Here is a 14,327-nt window from a genome sequence, read left to right as displayed (position 1 = left end):
CGGTTGAGGTTGTCCTCAACCTCGACGACCCGAGGAGCCCCAACCGTCAGACCGTAGCGCCGGTGAACATCTTGATCACCGAAGGCGACGCCGACCACTGCATCTGTCCATAACCTCCACAGGATCTATATGAGGCGATGGCGTACCCCCGCGCCCAGCGCCCTTCGTCTCGGCCCTGCCGCAGCATCCAGGTCGCAAGGTTGTCGCCGGCCACCCTGGAGCGCCAGCGGAGCGGGTGGAACATGGACAGCGCCCCCCAGGTTCGCCTGGTCTTGATATGTTCGAAGTGTGCCGCGGCCCTGACCATCCCGGCGCCTACGGCATGCTGTCCTTCCAGGATCCCATCGGCGTCGAGCTGGCCCTCGACCTCCACGACTGCGACCGCCTGCCTGGGTCGGCCGGGGCGAAATACGGATCGCTGACCTCCAAGGCGGTCTGCAGGATCGCCAGACTCCACAGACAGCCCTGACGGCGGTGACGGCAGGACCGGCAGCGTCGCCCAGTCCGCCGAGGCTGGCCCCTTCCCGGCCTGCCTGGAGGCCGCCTAGCGAGCGATCCGGTCAGGGCTGGGTCTAAGCACCGCCGAAACCGCCTGGATCCTTGGGGTCAGGCCCGGATCCTCGCCCCTCACCCGTGGCGGGATCACGGCGACCCGTACCGGCTGGAACTGCTGGCGGCTGCAGTCCGCGGACTCTGCCGACTCCGCCAGACGCTGATCCGATTGTCAGTGTCTGCAGCGTCGCCAGACTCCCCAGACGATTCTCAATAACGGCCCCGTGAGTCGCGCCCTCCCGCCGCAGTCGCCGCGACCACACCACCGCAGGCGATCTGGGCAGAGTTGCGCCTTTTGTCTAGAAGACGCATAATAGGAGGAGCCCGATCACCCGCCCCATGGCCGCCGCCTCCCGCCGTTCCGCCGAACGTGCCCTCCTCAGGGACAAGGCGCCGAAGTCCACCGCCGTGAAGCGGGCCGCCGTGCTGGATGCCGACGAGATCACCGCGATGATCGAGGCCGCCGGTCCCCGTGACTCGGCCCTGATCGCCCTGATGACAGCCGGGGCCATGCGCGTGGGTGAGGTCACCCTGCTGACGTGGGATGACGTTGACGGCTACAACGTGGCAATCCCTGGTCAGATCACGAAGACAGGAGTCGGGCGTGGCCTGACCTTGCCGCCCGTGGCCTGCCGCCTGCTGCAGGCATGGCGCGAAGTGTGCCCCACCTCGAAGCGGGGATGGATCTTTCCCGGCATCGCTGGCCAGCCGCTCAGTGTCAGAGGTGCTCAGGCAGCGATCGCCCGCCTCGCCGCTGTCGTTGGTGTCGGTGGCGTCTCCAGCCATAGCTTCCGCCGAAGCGCCGCCACTGCCGCCCATGCCGCCGGGCTGAGCCTGCGCGAGGTGGCCGCCATGACCGGCCACCAGAGCCTGGCCGCCCTGGAGCGGTACCTCGATCAGGATGCCGCCAAGGAACGGGCCGAGGGTGCCCGTGGCCTGCTGCTGAGGTGACCGGATGAGCACCTGGCCGCCTGCCTGACCAGCCCCAGAGGCTGGCCTGAGCCTGCCTAACTTTCCGTGTGGATGCAGCGGCTTCAGTGGTTTATGGAACTGGCATTGATCCCCGCCACGTCGATCCGCGTCGATGCACAGCGTTTCCAGTTCAAGCTCCATACAAGCCGCGCCGGTACAACACCGGTCCTGCAAGATGCCGCCCGCTGGAATCCTGACCTGGCCGGTGTTCTGACTGTTTGGCGTGATCTGTCAGACCCAAGCCCTGGTCCGTTCGTTGTCAACGGCCACCACCGACTGGCCCTTGCCCTGCGCTGTGGTGTTGAGCTGGTGGCGGTGCGGTTTCTATCTGCAGCAACCGCCATCGAGGCCCGCACCATCGGCGCCCTCCAGAACATTGCAGAGGAGCGTGGCACCGCAATCGACGCCGCCAAGCTATTCAGGGATACCGCTATGGGCCCTGGGGAGCTGGCCGCCTACGGGGTGCCGAGGGACGGCCGAACGACACGAACGGCGCTGGAGCTGGTTCACCTACCGCCTGATCTGTTCCAGGCCGCGGCGATCGGGAAGCTGCCCCTGGATGTGGCGGCCGCCATCGGCAGCAGCCAGGCCCCGGCCACGATCCAACGGCAGCTGGCCCAGCTGGCCCTCCGCAACGACTGGACCGCCGCCAAGGCCAGGGAAGCCGCCGAGATCGCCCGCCTTGCACACCTTCGCCCCTTCACCGAGAACTGCCTGCCTGGTTGTGAGGACCTACTGGAGAGCAGCGACCTGGAGCCGATGCTGGAGATTCGCGCCGCCATTCGTGCCCGGTTGCGCTCCGAGATCAGGGACCTCTCTGCTGCAGCGTTCCCAAAGGGGGCAAGCGTGCTGGCCGCGGCAGGGAATGTGATCGACACCGAAGGAAGCCGGCAGGCAAGGGCCCAGGTGCAAACCAGCGCCGCCTACTTCGGAGAGTTGGTGAATCACCCTGGCCCCTTGGCCGATCTGGTGGGGCTGCTGGCTGGTGAGATCACCCCGAAGCGGCCCGCGAACGTGATCGTGAACGAGAACCTGGAGCTGCTGAGGGAGTCGATCGCCGCGCTAATCGGTTGATGGCTGGAGCTGGCCCATTCGAGATACCTAGCCTGAAGGGTGCTCTTTGGTGGCCTCTTTGGATCCTTTCGTATTGCCAGACATGCGCCGGCCTGGTGAGCCGATGGTTTCGGTCCCGCTGAAGCTGCCGGCACCGATGGCGACTGAGCTGCAGGAGTGGGCGGATCGAATGCGCTGCCCCCGCGCTGCCCTGGCCCGTGCCCTGCTGGCCCAGGGCCTAGAGCGGTTAGGCAGTCGTGCTCCGCTGGCGTGAGAGTGCGGGTCCCTTTGAGCGCTGCATAGAGGGGATTGATTCTATCCGCACTCATTGTTTATTTAGCTCACCAGAAGTATGAGACATGAGGATACAAACAACTCAGAAAAGCCATGCCAACCCCTACCCCGTGTTCCATTAACAACCTAAGAGTTACCTGCAAATGACAGCACATTCAATTTCAGAAGCAGCTTTGCGTATCGGCCGCAACAGGAGCCAGCTTTACCGTTTGATCACAGATGGAAGCCTCAGGGACTACCTGCGATCCAGCCCAACAGGGAAGCGCCTCCTGGAACTGGCCCCAGCAGGTTTGCCCCCACTGGCCGACCGTGTGGCTGCCTGCACTCGGCTTCGAATTAACAGCTCCTCACGCCCTGAACCCAAGCCTGTTGACATCGTGGCCACGTTGTGGGCCCCCATGACGCCAATCGTTAATCGTGAGCTGGCTGCTCAGGGCTGGCCGCCGCTGGAGCCTGCTCAGCTGCTGGCCGTTCAATGCGCGGTCGAAACTGTGATTACCCGTGATTTCCCAGTCCATGACCCCACCAGCATGGAGTGGTGGGCCGACTGGCTCGAAAACGAAGGCGAAGACCCCTGGCGCTGTGGGCACTGTGGGGAGCCTTGGAATCCACAACACCCGGAGTATCGCCGGCCTGCTGCTGACGAGCCGAGGTGTCGGGCTGCGGCGAACGTCCAGAACCTGAGCAGATCGGAGGCGATCTAGGCCCTGGTGGTCGATCGCTTAGTGCAGCTGGCGGCTGGGTTCAGAAGGGCCGATGTTCGCTACAAGCTGACTCATCCTATCAATAGGTTCCAATGGTCAGCCACACCTTGACCGGATGATGCCAGCGTGGCCCTTGATGCAGAAGCCAATATCTCATGGCCGAAAGAGACCCATGCTTGAGGGTCAGGTACAATCCAAATAACTTCTGGTTAGTCGGACTTCATGAAAGACATGAGTGCACTCCCAGCTGTACTGACAAAGAGGTATCTGGCCATAGTCGAGAACCCTCCTGACTGGCTTAGGGCTGGCGGAAAGGCTTCATTGTTTGTCCCAAGTGTAGAAGAAATATCGGGGATTGCCATAGAATTTCAAGGAATCAAATCAGGGCTCAATGAACTGAGGAATGACTGGATGCCAAGCGAACGAAGAATAGAACTCAACATATTGCTCCAGCTCAGCCTTGCTGAGTTCATGACTAGGCCTATAGCGATGTCTTTGGAGCAAGACTTCATTGACGCTTCATTAGACAGTGAGTTTATGAATTGTACTTATTTGAAGTACCTGTCAGAAGAGCAGAAGAATAGTCACGAAGGAGAAGTCGGTCCCTGGGATGATAATTTATCAGATAGAGCAGATGAGAGGCTCACTGCATTCAAAGAGCATTTCGCAGCGCTTGATTTTTTGCTCCAGTCTCTTTACTGGAATACATTTGAGCTAGATGGCATTGGTTTTGGCGAACAAGTGTGGGCCCTTGATTTTTGGCGAAAGTCAGTTAGAGGAAAAGTTGAAGATGCCAATAATGAGCTTTTGTTGGCCAATAAAAAGACAAAACCCTCCCTTAGGGAATGGCTCGAACTAGGGCTGCAAGAAATGGGATATCACGGAGAGTCGCCAGACTCTTTCCCAGAGATTAAGAAGGCTTGGAATAGTGGTCAATCCCAAGACCTTCCTGCAAGGCTAAGGACGCAGTATCTGGACTTTTTTGTCAGGGAGTATGAGGTTTGTTCAACCCGTAATCGCTCGCTGCGACAGAAGTATATGCACCCTGAAGATCATGAACGCTGGGATCAGTGGCAACGCAGTTACTTTCAAAACAGATTAGTTAGGGAGGAATATGTTTCCAATCTCCTTGAAGCACTTAGGATGCTCGAAGAGTCAAGCGGTCCACCAAATGATCACCCCCATACCGGCGCTCATGGATTTGTTTATCTTGTCAGAAATGGAGATTTGTTTAAGATTGGAGTAACTCAAAATCTACTCAGTCGGATGAGCCAATTAAGACCAGATGAGGTTCTCAATGTCGCGCGATGTGCTAACTACCGTGAAATCGAAAGGGTGCTTCATTCAGAGTTTAAAGCAGTTCGTATCCCTCAGTCAGAATATTTCCGCCTTTCCTTGGAACAGGTTGAGCATGTGCACAGGTTGCTCACTGATCAAGCCAAATATTCATAAGATGGCAGCTCCAGGATGAATAATCACGACTTCTCAGCCCAGCTGTTTAATGAGTTCTTCTTGAATCTTGTTGGGATCTAATGTTGGCGGCCGCCAGGCGCCACCGCTGCGCAAGACGATACTGTCTCGAACCAAATCCAGGTCGATTCCAAATACTTCTGCATCTTCAAGAGTTCGATCGAAGCGCCATGAATTTGTTTGTGGGTCCCGGTAGAGCGCCCCGATTTCAAGTTGCTTGGTTTCAGGATTAAACAGCACCCACCCACCCAGCTGGTTAATCCTTAGCTGGGAAGCCACAAGGTCTGGATCAATCAGTGGCTCTACAAGCCGGAAGCGCCATTCGGACCCCTTGGGGGGTCTTCCAACTCTTTGCGTGTCTGGCTTGATCTGCATAATGGCCACCCGATGGCGATCGGCAAGAGTCACTGGGGCGCCGTCAGACTGGCAGAGCAAAGGAAAAGGTCCTTGCTTGCGGTTCTGAATCGTGGTGCCCTCGGCACTTCTGCGGGCCCAATTGCGAATTGTTCGAGCTGGTTCAAACTTCCATGACCCGCCCCCAACTGCTTGAGCGTGGTTTACCAGTTCATTTGTCGTGAGGGGCTTGCCTGTCAGTTCTCGGGGGAACACGAAATGGGGGCTCTTAGCCTGCGCCAACTGCCAACCCCAAAAGGCCCTCTAATGGTAAGAACGTCCCACAAGGGGCCGAGAACTTACCCATTTTAGACCCCGCGAGACTTTCCGCCAATAGAAATCCTTTCGTAGAAAGCATTCTCAGCTGTGACCGTCTGCCTTCTAAGCAGCCGGTCGATGGTTCGAATCCATCAGGGGGCGTTGGTGGAAATGGGTGGGGATCCATGGCTCGAAGCACAACCAGCAGATGTAGAGTCGCGTATCTACAGCGCGTCGGCATCGGCCGAGCTGGACGCCTTGACGCCTTCCCAGGCCAATCAACCCCAGCCCATTCGCCGACCGGAGGATCCTGTCCGGCACTTCCAGCAGGCGATCCGCCGATGGGGCAACAGTCTTGCTGTCCGGATCCCTGCCGAGTGCCTGCGTCAAGCCGGGCTACGGGAAGGTGACCCGATCGAGATCGTCGTTGGGCCCGGCGGCCGACTGAGCCTGGAGCCCCTGCAACGACTGGATCGCACCGCGCTTGCCGCCGAGCTGCGCCAGCTGCAGGCCACCATGCCCCTCACCGCTTCGGTGATGGAAGCGTGCCGGGGCCAGGAGCGCTGGTGAGGCAGGGCCACCGGTGATCTACCTGGACACCAGCGTCGTGGTCGCCCTGCTGACCCCGGAAGCGCTCAGCCCACGGGCGCTGGCGTGGCTGGAGCAGTGCCGCGGCACCCTGATCAGCAGCGACTGGCTGATCACCGAGACCCGCAGCGCCCTCGGCATCAAGCAGCGCCACCACGGCCTCAGCCCGGAGGCCCGTATGGCTGCCGGAGAGCATTTCGAGCGTCTGCTGCTGGGCGGGGTGGAACTGCGCTCCCTCGACCGGGACCGTTTCCGCCAGGCGGCCGAGCTGCTTCAGGATCCAGCTCTCGGATTGCGGGCCGGTGATGCCCTTCACCTGGCGGTGGCCCTGCACAGCCGCTGCTCCCATCTGGCCAGCTTCGACGGCCGGATGCGACAGGCCGCCGCGGCCCTGGGCCTGGCTCCAGCACTGGATTAGCGCCGCACCGGCACCACCTGCAGGCCGATCGGGGCCAGGGCGATCAGGGCCAGCTTGATGTGCTGGATGCCGAAGGGGATGCCCACGATCGTCACGAAACAGGCCACCGCTGCGCTGAGATGGCCGATCGCCAGCCACCAGCCGGCCAGCAGGAACCAGATCACGTTGCCGATCAGCCCCAGAGGTCCGGTGCCGAAATCCATGCGGCCGGTGAGCTCCCGGCGGCTGACAGCCTCGTAGCCGAACGGCCAGAAGGAGAAGTTGCCGATCACGAAGCAGGCCCGGGCCCAGGGGATCCCCACGATCGTGACCGCCGCCACCAGTCCGGCCAGCCACCAGCCCAGACCCATCACGAAGCCCCCGAGCACGAACCAGAGGAGATTGAGCAGGAAGCGCAGCATGGGGAGAGCCGGTGCTGCGCCCCAGCATGGCGCCGCCCGGACCCTCAGCAGCAGGGCTGGGCCGGGGCGGTGCAGCTGGCCGCCAGGTCAGCGAGCCAGGCCCGCAGGCGCTCCAGGGCGTCGGGTTGCAGGCGGTAATACACCCAGCGGCCGCTCTGGCGGTCAGCCAGCAGGCCCGTGTCCTTGAGCACCTTGAGGTGAAACGAGAGCTTCGACTGGGCCAGGCCCAGCTCACCGGTGAGGTCGCAGACGCAGCGTTCGCCGTCGCCCAGGGCCTCGATCACCTGCAGACGGATCGGATCGGCCAGGGCCCGCAGCAGCAGGCGCGCCTCATCGGCCTGCAGGGGGGCCGGCTCACAGAGAGCCGAGGAGGAGCGGGCCGTCCTTAATCCGGCCATAAATCCATCAACTGTGGCTGATGTGACGATAGGGAGATGTCGCGGCAGGCGCTGTGAAGATCGGCATCAACGGCTTCGGGCGGATCGGACGGCTGGTGTTCCGTGCCCTCTGGGGCCGGCCGGGCATCGAGCTGGTGCACGTCAACGACAACGCCGGCGACGCCGCCACCGCGGCCCACCTGCTGGAGTTCGACTCGGTGCATGGCCGCTGGAGCCGGCCGGCCGTGGCCGATGGCGATGGTTTCACGGTGGACGAAACCCGGGTGGGATGGTCGCGGCAGAGCGATCCGGCGCAGGTGCCCTGGCAGGCGGCGGGGGTGGAACTGGTGCTCGAGTGCAGCGGCAAATTCAAGACCCCCGAGACCCTCGCCCCCTACCTGCAACAGGCCGGCGTTCGACGGGTGATCGTGGCCTGCCCCGTGAAGGGCGAGCTGGACGGCATCGAAATCCCCAACATCGTCTTCGGCATCAACCACGGCACCTACCGGCCGGAACGGCACCGGATCCTCACCGCCGCCTCCTGCACCACCAACTGCCTGGCGCCGGTGGTTCAGGTGGTGCAGCAGAGCTTCGGCATCCGCCATGGCTCGATCACCACCCTGCACAACATCACCAACACCCAGGTGGTGATCGACAGCTTCAAGAGCGATCTGCGCCGGGCCCGCTCCTGCATGCAGAGCCTGATTCCCACCACCACCGGCTCGGCCAAGGCCATCGGCCTGATCTTCCCGGAGCTGCAGGGCAAGCTCAACGGCCACGCCGTGCGCGTGCCCCTGCTCAATGCCTCGCTCACCGATGCGGTGTTCGAGCTGGAGCGCGCCGTGACGGTGGAGGAGGTGAACGGCGCTTTCGCGGCGGCGGCGGAGGGCCCGCTGCTGGGCATCCTGGGCTATGAGGAGCGGCCCCTGGTGTCGGTCGACTACCTCAACGACTGCCGCAGTTCGATCGTCGATGCGCTCTCCACGATGGTGATCAATGGCACCCAGCTGAAGGTCTACGCCTGGTACGACAACGAATGGGGCTACAGCTGCCGGATGGCGGATCTGGCCTGCCATGTGGTCGGCCTGGATGGGCCCGTGGGGGCGTGATCGGGCCATGAAACTGCACGGATTAGGCCATTCGCTCACGGCCCTGCAGCAGTACGGCGTCGTCACGGCCAACTACTGGTGCTTCACCCTCACCGACGGCGCCTTGCGCATGCTGGTGGTGTTCCACTTCCGGGAGCTGGGCTACAGCACCCTGGAGATCGCCTTTCTGTTTCTCTTCTACGAATTCTTCGGCATCATCACCAACCTCTACGGCGGTTGGCTGGGGGCCCGTTTCGGCCTGCGCCTCACCCTCTGGGCCGGCACCTTGATGCAGGTGGCGGCCCTGCTGATGCTGGTGCCCGTCGCCGACAGCTGGCCGAAATGGTGGAGCGTGGCCTACGTGATGGTGGCCCAGGCCCTCAGTGGCATCGCCAAGGATCTCAACAAGATGAGCGCCAAAAGTGCCATCAAGTCCGTGGTTCCGGAAACCCCCGACGACCACAGTAAGGGCGAGAATCAGCTGTTCCAGTGGGTGGCGATCCTCACCGGCTCCAAGAACGCCCTCAAAGGGGTGGGGTTCTTCCTCGGCGGCCTGCTGCTCGCCACGATTGGATTCAATGCCGCCGTCGGTGCCATGGCGGCCGGCCTGTTCCTGGCCTTCCTGCTCACCCTGGTGCTGCCCGGGGAGATCGGCAGGATGAAGGAAAAGCCCGCCTTCACAGCGTTGTTCTCCAAGTCCCGCGGCATCAACGTGATCTCGCTGGCCCGGTTCTTCCTTTTCGGCGCCAGGGATGTGTGGTTTGTCGTGGCCCTGCCGGTGTTCCTGCAGACCACGCTCGGCTGGCGCTACTGGGAGGTGGGGGGCTTCATGGGCCTGTGGGTGATGGGTTATGGCGTGGTGCAGGGGTCGGCTCCAGCCCTGCGGCGCAGTTGGGGCCAGAGCGCTCCTCCAGGTGTCTCCGCCGTGACATTCTGGAGCGGTCTGCTCACCGCCATTCCGGCCCTGATCGCCATCGCCCTCTGGCGCGAGGTGGGGAATCCCGGTGTGGCGGTGGTGGTGGGATTGGCGGCCTTCGGCGTGGTGTTCGCCATGAATTCCTCCATCCACAGCTACATGATCCTGGCCTATACGGATGCCGAATCGGTGAGCATGAATGTCGGCTTTTACTACATGGCCAATGCCGGTGGCCGCCTGCTCGGCACGGTGCTCTCGGGCGGGCTCTTCCTTGTGGGAGGTCTGCAGGCTTGCCTGTGGAGCTCCGCCTTGCTGGTGGGGCTGGCCTGGCTGGTGAGCACCCGTCTGCCTGCGCCGCCGAGGCAGCAACCCCAACCCCCGGCGCACTCCTAAACCGGGTAGGAAGGCGTGGCGCCTAGCTCCATGGTGATGGCCCCGCATCGGAGCCTGGTCGCCGGAGTGAAACGTGGTGTGAACAAAGCACTCACAGCCTAAAAGGGCGGCTAAGATCACATGATTTTCCGCATTACCCAGCCGTGTTGCTGCGGTCGCGATCCGGCAGCATCTGCCGTCGTGACTGCCGTTGGCCGCTGGCAGAGATGGGCTATGCAAAAGCGGCAATCAACTCAGATATTGAGGAAACGCACCATCAGGCGCCGCTATCGGCTCTTCACGCTCGCCGAAGACAGCCATCCCCTTTACAGGATTTCTGGAGTGGAGGTCCTGGGTGTGCTGATTTTGGTACTCATCGTGGCCTATTTCGTTTAATCGTTTTGAGTTGTCTTGCCTACGGCTCAGAACACAATCAGCCCAACCGGCCAGATTCATTCGCGGTGCGCCGGATAATGGCAAGCCCCATGGGCGGGTAGTCCCCGTCAGCCACGTCTCGCTGGCCGGGTTGATGTCGCCATGCTGGGGGCCTTCCCCCCTGCCATCCATGACGTTGAGCGCCCCACCCCGACAGAGGTTGATGGAGGTGAACGGTGGCTGCTGGGAGGGACTGTTCGCCCGCCTGGGCCCCGATGGCCGCGAGATCGAACGTTTCCCCACCCGCCTGCTGGTCACCGACCAGGACGGCACCATCGAAGCCGCCCTCACCTACCTCAGCTCCGGGCGCACCGTGCCGATGCGCTTCAGCGAGCCGCCCGCGGCCATGCAGATCAGTACCGCCGGCCACTGGAGCCTGGGCATCGATCGCACCGGCCCCTGGCCCTGGATCGCCGAGCTGTGCGTCGCCCACGGCGACCGCCGCCGCCGGATCGTGCTGCGCCATGGCGTCGACAGCGTCGACAGCCTCACCTATGCCAGGGAATGGCGGCCGGGCGTCACGGATTCCGGCCCCGACGCGCCACTGATCGCCAGCCTGCAGTCCATGGAGGTGGACGGTGAATCCGCCACCTGCTGGAGCCTGGACGGCAACGTGGAGGTGGTGATCGTTCATCACCCAACCCAGCCAGGGCCCGTGCAGGTGTCGCTCACCTGGCAGGTTGACGCCGATGTCCGCTGCCGGATCGAACGTCACTACTCCCCCTATGGCCTGCTGGAGCCGCTCCCAGCCACCTGACGACTCGCCGACCTGTCACGTCCGGTCACAGGTGGCCCCCACGCCGGTAAGCGGTGAGTCATCCGGAAGCGTTTGTCTTGGGGGGCAACGGAGCTTCCACCATGATCAGCCGTTCATCTCGCCTGTTCCATGCCGCCCTGGTGGTGGTCTGTGGCGCTGGCATCGTCTACACCCCGGTCCAGGCCCAGACCTCCCTGACCCTGCAACTGGGCCAGCCCGGATATTTCGGCCCGATCAACCTCGGCAACCAGACCCCGCCGCCGGTTTACGGCTACGGGCCGGTCATCGTCAGGCCCGATTCCAGGGGACGCGACCGCTGGACCCAGGCCGCCACTCAGCCGGTCTACCTGCGGGTGCCCATGAATCAAGCCCGGGACTGGGGGCGCTATTGCGGCCTTTATCAGGCTTGCAACATGCCGGTGCAGTTCGTCCGAGACGACTGGTACCGCAACGTCTACGCGCCGCGGGTGCGGGCCGCCCAGGCCAGGCAGGCCAAGGAGGCACGCGATCGCTGGCGTGCTTTCCAGCGGAACGACAATCGCGTGCTGTTGGCACCCCCCGGGCGCGCCTACGGGCTGGAGAAACACCGCGGCTGGGACGACGACGACGATTGATCGGCCAGGTAGGGACGCAGCGTCAGCGGCGGCCGAGCAGGTCCTCCCAGGTGAGGAGGTGCTGGGAGGGGTCGTGGCGCGGCGGCCTGGCCACCAGCAGGCAACTGGGATAGGCGGTGCCCCTGCTGGAGACGGCAGGGGACGAACTGGGACGAGTCGAGGGCGACGGACGCCTGGAAAGGGTGTTCATAGGAAATGAGAACAAGGGGATATGGATCTCGCACCGGGAGGCTGCCGTTCCCACGCGGGGAATCGCACACGGCAGTCGTTGCTGGACCTGGTGGACCGTCCCCAGGAAGCGCGGGGCGGCTCGGTGCTGGATCCGGCGAAGGCGAACTACAGGTTCGCCGGCTTCTGCCGGATGTAACAACCATAGCCGATCTCCATGCGGCTCCAGCCTGGGCCGGATCAAAAACCTACAGAACGCAGGTGGTGGCCTTGGGAAAAAACCAGACCTAGAATTTCCGGATTACACCGGATCACTCCATTGCGATGGCTGTCGCGCCATTCATGACCAACGATAACGATCTGCATCCTGAGGAGAAACGCCGTGCTCCAAGGCTCCATGTCCCTGTCGGTGTCTCCGTCAGCCTGAAGCTGGCCTCCAAGCAGTCGGTGTTCGTCAACCTTCGCGACGTCAGCGAGAAGGGGGCCTGTGTGGTGCGACAGGGGACTCTTGACGTCGAAGAGGACGATGACGTTGTCATCCTGGTGCTCGAGTACGACACGGCTTCGAGGATCAGCCTCCGCTGCAAGGTGTGCTGGGTGAGGGACACCGGGTTCAACACCTACGCGGGCCTGTCTTTCGTCAATTCGTCCCTATCGCAGGAGGCCCTGACCAGGCTTGTCGGCTGAGGCTGCACCTTCAGCCGTTGGCAACGTCTGAGCCGCCCTGGCCCTGAAGCCGCCCGTCAAAGCGCATCTGGTTCAGTTCAGCTCCCGGGGCATTGGCCCCTGCATCATTGGCGCCTCTGAGATCAGCGCCGGTCAGATCGGAATGACTGAAGTCAGCCCTGACCAGATCGAAGTCGTCTTGCCAGAGTCCTGCGGCGGAGAGATTCTCAAGAGTCCTCAGCCGACCGAGGCTGTTGGAAGCGCTTGCCTGGCGCTGGACCAGCAGACGTTCAAACAGTTCATGGTGCTCCCGCTCTTTGCGCTTGGTGGCTTCGAGCAGGTAAACGATGGCGGCGGTAACACTACTGAATGACGCAACATTGCCGATGCTGACGATGTCCAGAAAGTCGCTGGTCAGGCCATCGGGTTGGCACGCTGGATCATGACAATGTTCGAAACGGTTGGCCAGGGCAAGCCTTCCAAAGGAGAGCGTTGCCGCGACCAAGACCCTGAATCCGAAGGAGCGATCCAGCAGGCGGAAGAACGGCGAAGCGCGCCGACGGCACTACCGTTCCTACCAGGTGGAAGGGGGGGAACGCCTGATCATCGAAGGGTCACCCTTGGTCCAGGGAAGAGCCAAACACCTGGCTCCAATCGCCGCCCTGCACCAGCGGTGGTCCAGCGAAGCATTGCAAGGTCGCCATCGGAGTTACCAAAGGCTGCGATCGGGCGGCGACCGATCGCCCGCTGAAGGCCCACCGGCTTGCCATCACCATCGTTGATGAAATCGACCACGGGTTCGCGCCGCAGGGTTGGCTGGCCGTCCTCGTCGCCGTAGCGCAACAGCAAGGTCGAGCCGATCACCCGATCCGGTGGAATGCCGTAGGCCGCTTCGGCGAACAGCCGCACGAACTCTGCACCACCGCCGGTCACGATCCAGTTGCTGAAATTCCTGGCGCGCATGTAGGCCAGCAGTTCCAGCATCGGCTGGTAAACGAGCTCGGTGTAAGGAACGCCCATCAGGGTGTCCATGTCTTCGGCCGCCGCCGCGACCACGAGCGGATCCCGGGCCAGGTCGCTGCGCTCGACCACCAGCTGCCTGGCCCTTTCAAGGGCAAAGGCCATCTGCACGTACATCGGCTGCTCCGACCAGAGCGTGCCGTCGTTGTCAAACACGGCGATCCGTTCATCCGGCGCGACGAAGTCGGGGCTGCCAGGGTTGCTCACACTTTCAACGAAGTTGAGCAGGCCGTTCTTGACGGCCCCCTCCCGCCAGGAGGGCAAGGGGTCATGGTGAGCGTCAGCCGTCATGGCGTTGCCTGCAGTCGTTGCAGACAAGGCTCGGACAACTCGCCTCTGGGGCGGCAGATCCTGGCTGCGGATGAAGGCCATGTGACGACCATGAAAAAGCCCCCTGCTTGCACAGGGGGCTCATAGCTCGGAAGGGGAGCAAGATCAGCCGATGGCCGGGGCGGTCAGGGCCACAGGGGTGGCGCTGGCAGCCGCCAGATCGAGCGGGAAGTTGTGCGCGTTGCGCTCGTGCATCACTTCCATGCCCAGACCGGCACGGTTGAGCACGTCGGCCCAGGTGTTGATCACCCGTCCCTGGCCATCCAGGATCGACTGGTTGAAGTTGAAGCCGTTCAGGTTGAAGGCCATCGTGCTCACGCCCAGGGCGGTGAACCAGATGCCGATCACCGGCCAGGCAGCCAGGAAGAAGTGCAGGCTGCGGCTGTTGTTGAACGAGGCGTATTGGAAGATCAGGCGACCGAAGTAACCGTGGGCAGCCACGATGTTGTAGGTCTCTTCCTCTTGGCCGAACTTGTAGCCG

At 62.6% G+C, this 14,327-nt stretch carries 17 protein-coding genes and 1 pseudogene; 10 read left to right on the top strand and 8 right to left on the bottom strand.

Translation table 11 applies throughout. The features are described 5' to 3' along the window. Positions 1-46 precede the first annotated feature (46 nt). Positions 47-373 (bottom strand): hypothetical protein, encoded by a 327-nt coding sequence (locus tag KQ305_RS08440; protein WP_259724975.1) that lies wholly within the window; start codon positions 371-373, stop codon positions 47-49. Between the two features lie 518 nt (positions 374-891). On the opposite strand from KQ305_RS08440, the gene KQ305_RS08435 reads away from it, so the two are divergent. The 3 genes from KQ305_RS08435 to KQ305_RS08425 all read left to right on the top strand — a co-directional run bounded on the left by KQ305_RS08435 (position 892) and on the right by KQ305_RS08425 (position 5,027). Beyond that, on the top strand, positions 892-1,503 hold the full coding sequence (locus KQ305_RS08435; RefSeq protein WP_259724974.1) for a site-specific integrase: 612 nt from the start codon (positions 892-894) through the stop codon (positions 1,501-1,503). A 72-nt stretch (positions 1,504-1,575) separates the two neighbouring features. Next, complete coding sequence (locus KQ305_RS08430; RefSeq protein WP_259724973.1) at positions 1,576-2,598, top strand: hypothetical protein; 1,023 nt, start codon at positions 1,576-1,578, stop codon at positions 2,596-2,598. 1,208 nt (positions 2,599-3,806) lie between these two features. Then, positions 3,807-5,027, top strand: a complete 1,221-nt coding sequence (locus KQ305_RS08425; RefSeq protein ID WP_259724972.1) for a GIY-YIG nuclease family protein — start codon at positions 3,807-3,809, stop codon at positions 5,025-5,027. Between the two features lie 33 nt (positions 5,028-5,060). On the opposite strand, the gene KQ305_RS08420 is transcribed toward KQ305_RS08425, so the two are convergent. After that, on the bottom strand, positions 5,061-5,654 hold the full coding sequence (locus tag KQ305_RS08420; protein WP_259724971.1) for a hypothetical protein: 594 nt from the start codon (positions 5,652-5,654) through the stop codon (positions 5,061-5,063). A gap of 300 nt (positions 5,655-5,954) precedes the next feature. On the opposite strand from KQ305_RS08420, the gene KQ305_RS08415 reads away from it, so the two are divergent. Both KQ305_RS08415 and KQ305_RS08410 read left to right on the top strand, forming a co-directional pair. Next, complete coding sequence (locus KQ305_RS08415; RefSeq protein ID WP_259724970.1) at positions 5,955-6,266, top strand: AbrB/MazE/SpoVT family DNA-binding domain-containing protein; 312 nt, start codon at positions 5,955-5,957, stop codon at positions 6,264-6,266. A 13-nt stretch (positions 6,267-6,279) separates the two neighbouring features. After that, positions 6,280-6,702, top strand: a complete 423-nt coding sequence (locus tag KQ305_RS08410) for a type II toxin-antitoxin system VapC family toxin (RefSeq protein ID WP_259724969.1) — start codon at positions 6,280-6,282, stop codon at positions 6,700-6,702. On the opposite strand, the gene KQ305_RS08405 is transcribed toward KQ305_RS08410, so the two are convergent. Both KQ305_RS08405 and KQ305_RS08400 read right to left on the bottom strand, forming a co-directional pair. After that, positions 6,699-7,103: a YccF domain-containing protein gene (locus KQ305_RS08405; protein ID WP_259724968.1), complete on the bottom strand. Its 405-nt coding sequence runs from the start codon at positions 7,101-7,103 to the stop codon at positions 6,699-6,701. The two genes, KQ305_RS08410 and KQ305_RS08405, sit on opposite strands and share 4 nt — an antisense overlap. Before the next feature lie 44 nt (positions 7,104-7,147). Beyond that, positions 7,148-7,501, bottom strand: a complete 354-nt coding sequence (locus KQ305_RS08400; RefSeq protein ID WP_259724967.1) for a helix-turn-helix transcriptional regulator — start codon at positions 7,499-7,501, stop codon at positions 7,148-7,150. Positions 7,502-7,554: 53 nt separating this feature from the next. On the opposite strand from KQ305_RS08400, the gene KQ305_RS08395 reads away from it, so the two are divergent. The 4 genes from KQ305_RS08395 (at position 7,555) to KQ305_RS08380 (ending at position 11,662) form a co-directional block, all read left to right on the top strand. After that, positions 7,555-8,589 (top strand): ArsJ-associated glyceraldehyde-3-phosphate dehydrogenase, encoded by a 1,035-nt coding sequence (locus KQ305_RS08395; protein WP_259724966.1) that lies wholly within the window; start codon positions 7,555-7,557, stop codon positions 8,587-8,589. A gap of 7 nt (positions 8,590-8,596) precedes the next feature. Beyond that, on the top strand, positions 8,597-9,877 hold the full coding sequence (arsJ, locus tag KQ305_RS08390) for an organoarsenical effux MFS transporter ArsJ (protein ID WP_259724965.1): 1,281 nt from the start codon (positions 8,597-8,599) through the stop codon (positions 9,875-9,877). A gap of 544 nt (positions 9,878-10,421) precedes the next feature. Next, positions 10,422-11,048 (top strand): DUF3598 family protein, encoded by a 627-nt coding sequence (locus KQ305_RS08385; RefSeq protein ID WP_259724964.1) that lies wholly within the window; start codon positions 10,422-10,424, stop codon positions 11,046-11,048. A 101-nt stretch (positions 11,049-11,149) separates the two neighbouring features. Next, the gene (locus KQ305_RS08380) at positions 11,150-11,662 is read left to right on the top strand and encodes a hypothetical protein (protein WP_259724963.1); all 513 of its coding nucleotides are present in this window, start codon (positions 11,150-11,152) and stop codon (positions 11,660-11,662) included. Between the two features lie 22 nt (positions 11,663-11,684). Here the strand turns inward: KQ305_RS08380 and KQ305_RS08375 are convergent, their stop codons facing one another. Then, a complete protein-coding gene (locus KQ305_RS08375) occupies positions 11,685-11,852 on the bottom strand; it encodes a hypothetical protein (RefSeq protein ID WP_259724962.1) in 168 nt (55 codons plus the stop codon). 320 nt (positions 11,853-12,172) lie between these two features. Between KQ305_RS08375 and KQ305_RS08370 the strand changes: the two genes are divergently transcribed. Next, on the top strand, positions 12,173-12,517 hold the full coding sequence (locus tag KQ305_RS08370; protein WP_259724961.1) for a PilZ domain-containing protein: 345 nt from the start codon (positions 12,173-12,175) through the stop codon (positions 12,515-12,517). A gap of 10 nt (positions 12,518-12,527) precedes the next feature. Here the strand turns inward: KQ305_RS08370 and KQ305_RS08365 are convergent, their stop codons facing one another. From KQ305_RS08365 to KQ305_RS08355, 3 genes and pseudogenes are all read right to left on the bottom strand, one after another. Beyond that, positions 12,528-13,001 (bottom strand): pentapeptide repeat-containing protein, encoded by a 474-nt coding sequence (locus KQ305_RS08365; RefSeq protein ID WP_259724960.1) that lies wholly within the window; start codon positions 12,999-13,001, stop codon positions 12,528-12,530. A gap of 98 nt (positions 13,002-13,099) precedes the next feature. Further along, entirely contained in the window at positions 13,100-13,807 is a 708-nt protein-coding gene (locus KQ305_RS08360; RefSeq protein ID WP_259724959.1) for an HAD family phosphatase, read from the bottom strand. Between the two features lie 144 nt (positions 13,808-13,951). Next, positions 13,952-14,327, bottom strand: a pseudogene (locus KQ305_RS08355) (photosystem II q(b) protein); the annotation flags it as partial.

Source organism: Synechococcus sp. CS-1332 (assembly GCF_025127995.1).
Lineage (GTDB): Bacteria > Cyanobacteriota > Cyanobacteriia > PCC-6307 > Cyanobiaceae > Cyanobium.
The sequence above is the reverse complement of the archived record's forward strand: the minus strand, read 5'-3'. Positions and strand labels throughout refer to the sequence as shown.

Coding starts and splice junctions, on each gene's coding strand:
- KQ305_RS08435 (WP_259724974.1), top strand. CDS start 892: ATGGCCGCCGCCTCCCGCCGTTCCGCCGAACGTGCCCTCCTCAGGGAC.
- KQ305_RS08430 (WP_259724973.1), top strand. CDS start 1,576: ATGCAGCGGCTTCAGTGGTTTATGGAACTGGCATTGATCCCCGCCACG.
- KQ305_RS08425 (WP_259724972.1), top strand. CDS start 3,807: ATGAGTGCACTCCCAGCTGTACTGACAAAGAGGTATCTGGCCATAGTC.
- KQ305_RS08405 (WP_259724968.1), bottom strand. CDS start 7,103: ATGCTGCGCTTCCTGCTCAATCTCCTCTGGTTCGTGCTCGGGGGCTTC.
- KQ305_RS08400 (WP_259724967.1), bottom strand. CDS start 7,501: ATGGCCGGATTAAGGACGGCCCGCTCCTCCTCGGCTCTCTGTGAGCCG.
- arsJ (WP_259724965.1), top strand. CDS start 8,597: ATGAAACTGCACGGATTAGGCCATTCGCTCACGGCCCTGCAGCAGTAC.
- KQ305_RS08385 (WP_259724964.1), top strand. CDS start 10,422: ATGACGTTGAGCGCCCCACCCCGACAGAGGTTGATGGAGGTGAACGGT.
- KQ305_RS08380 (WP_259724963.1), top strand. CDS start 11,150: ATGATCAGCCGTTCATCTCGCCTGTTCCATGCCGCCCTGGTGGTGGTC.
- KQ305_RS08375 (WP_259724962.1), bottom strand. CDS start 11,852: ATGAACACCCTTTCCAGGCGTCCGTCGCCCTCGACTCGTCCCAGTTCG.
- KQ305_RS08370 (WP_259724961.1), top strand. CDS start 12,173: ATGACCAACGATAACGATCTGCATCCTGAGGAGAAACGCCGTGCTCCA.
- KQ305_RS08360 (WP_259724959.1), bottom strand. CDS start 13,807: ATGACGGCTGACGCTCACCATGACCCCTTGCCCTCCTGGCGGGAGGGG.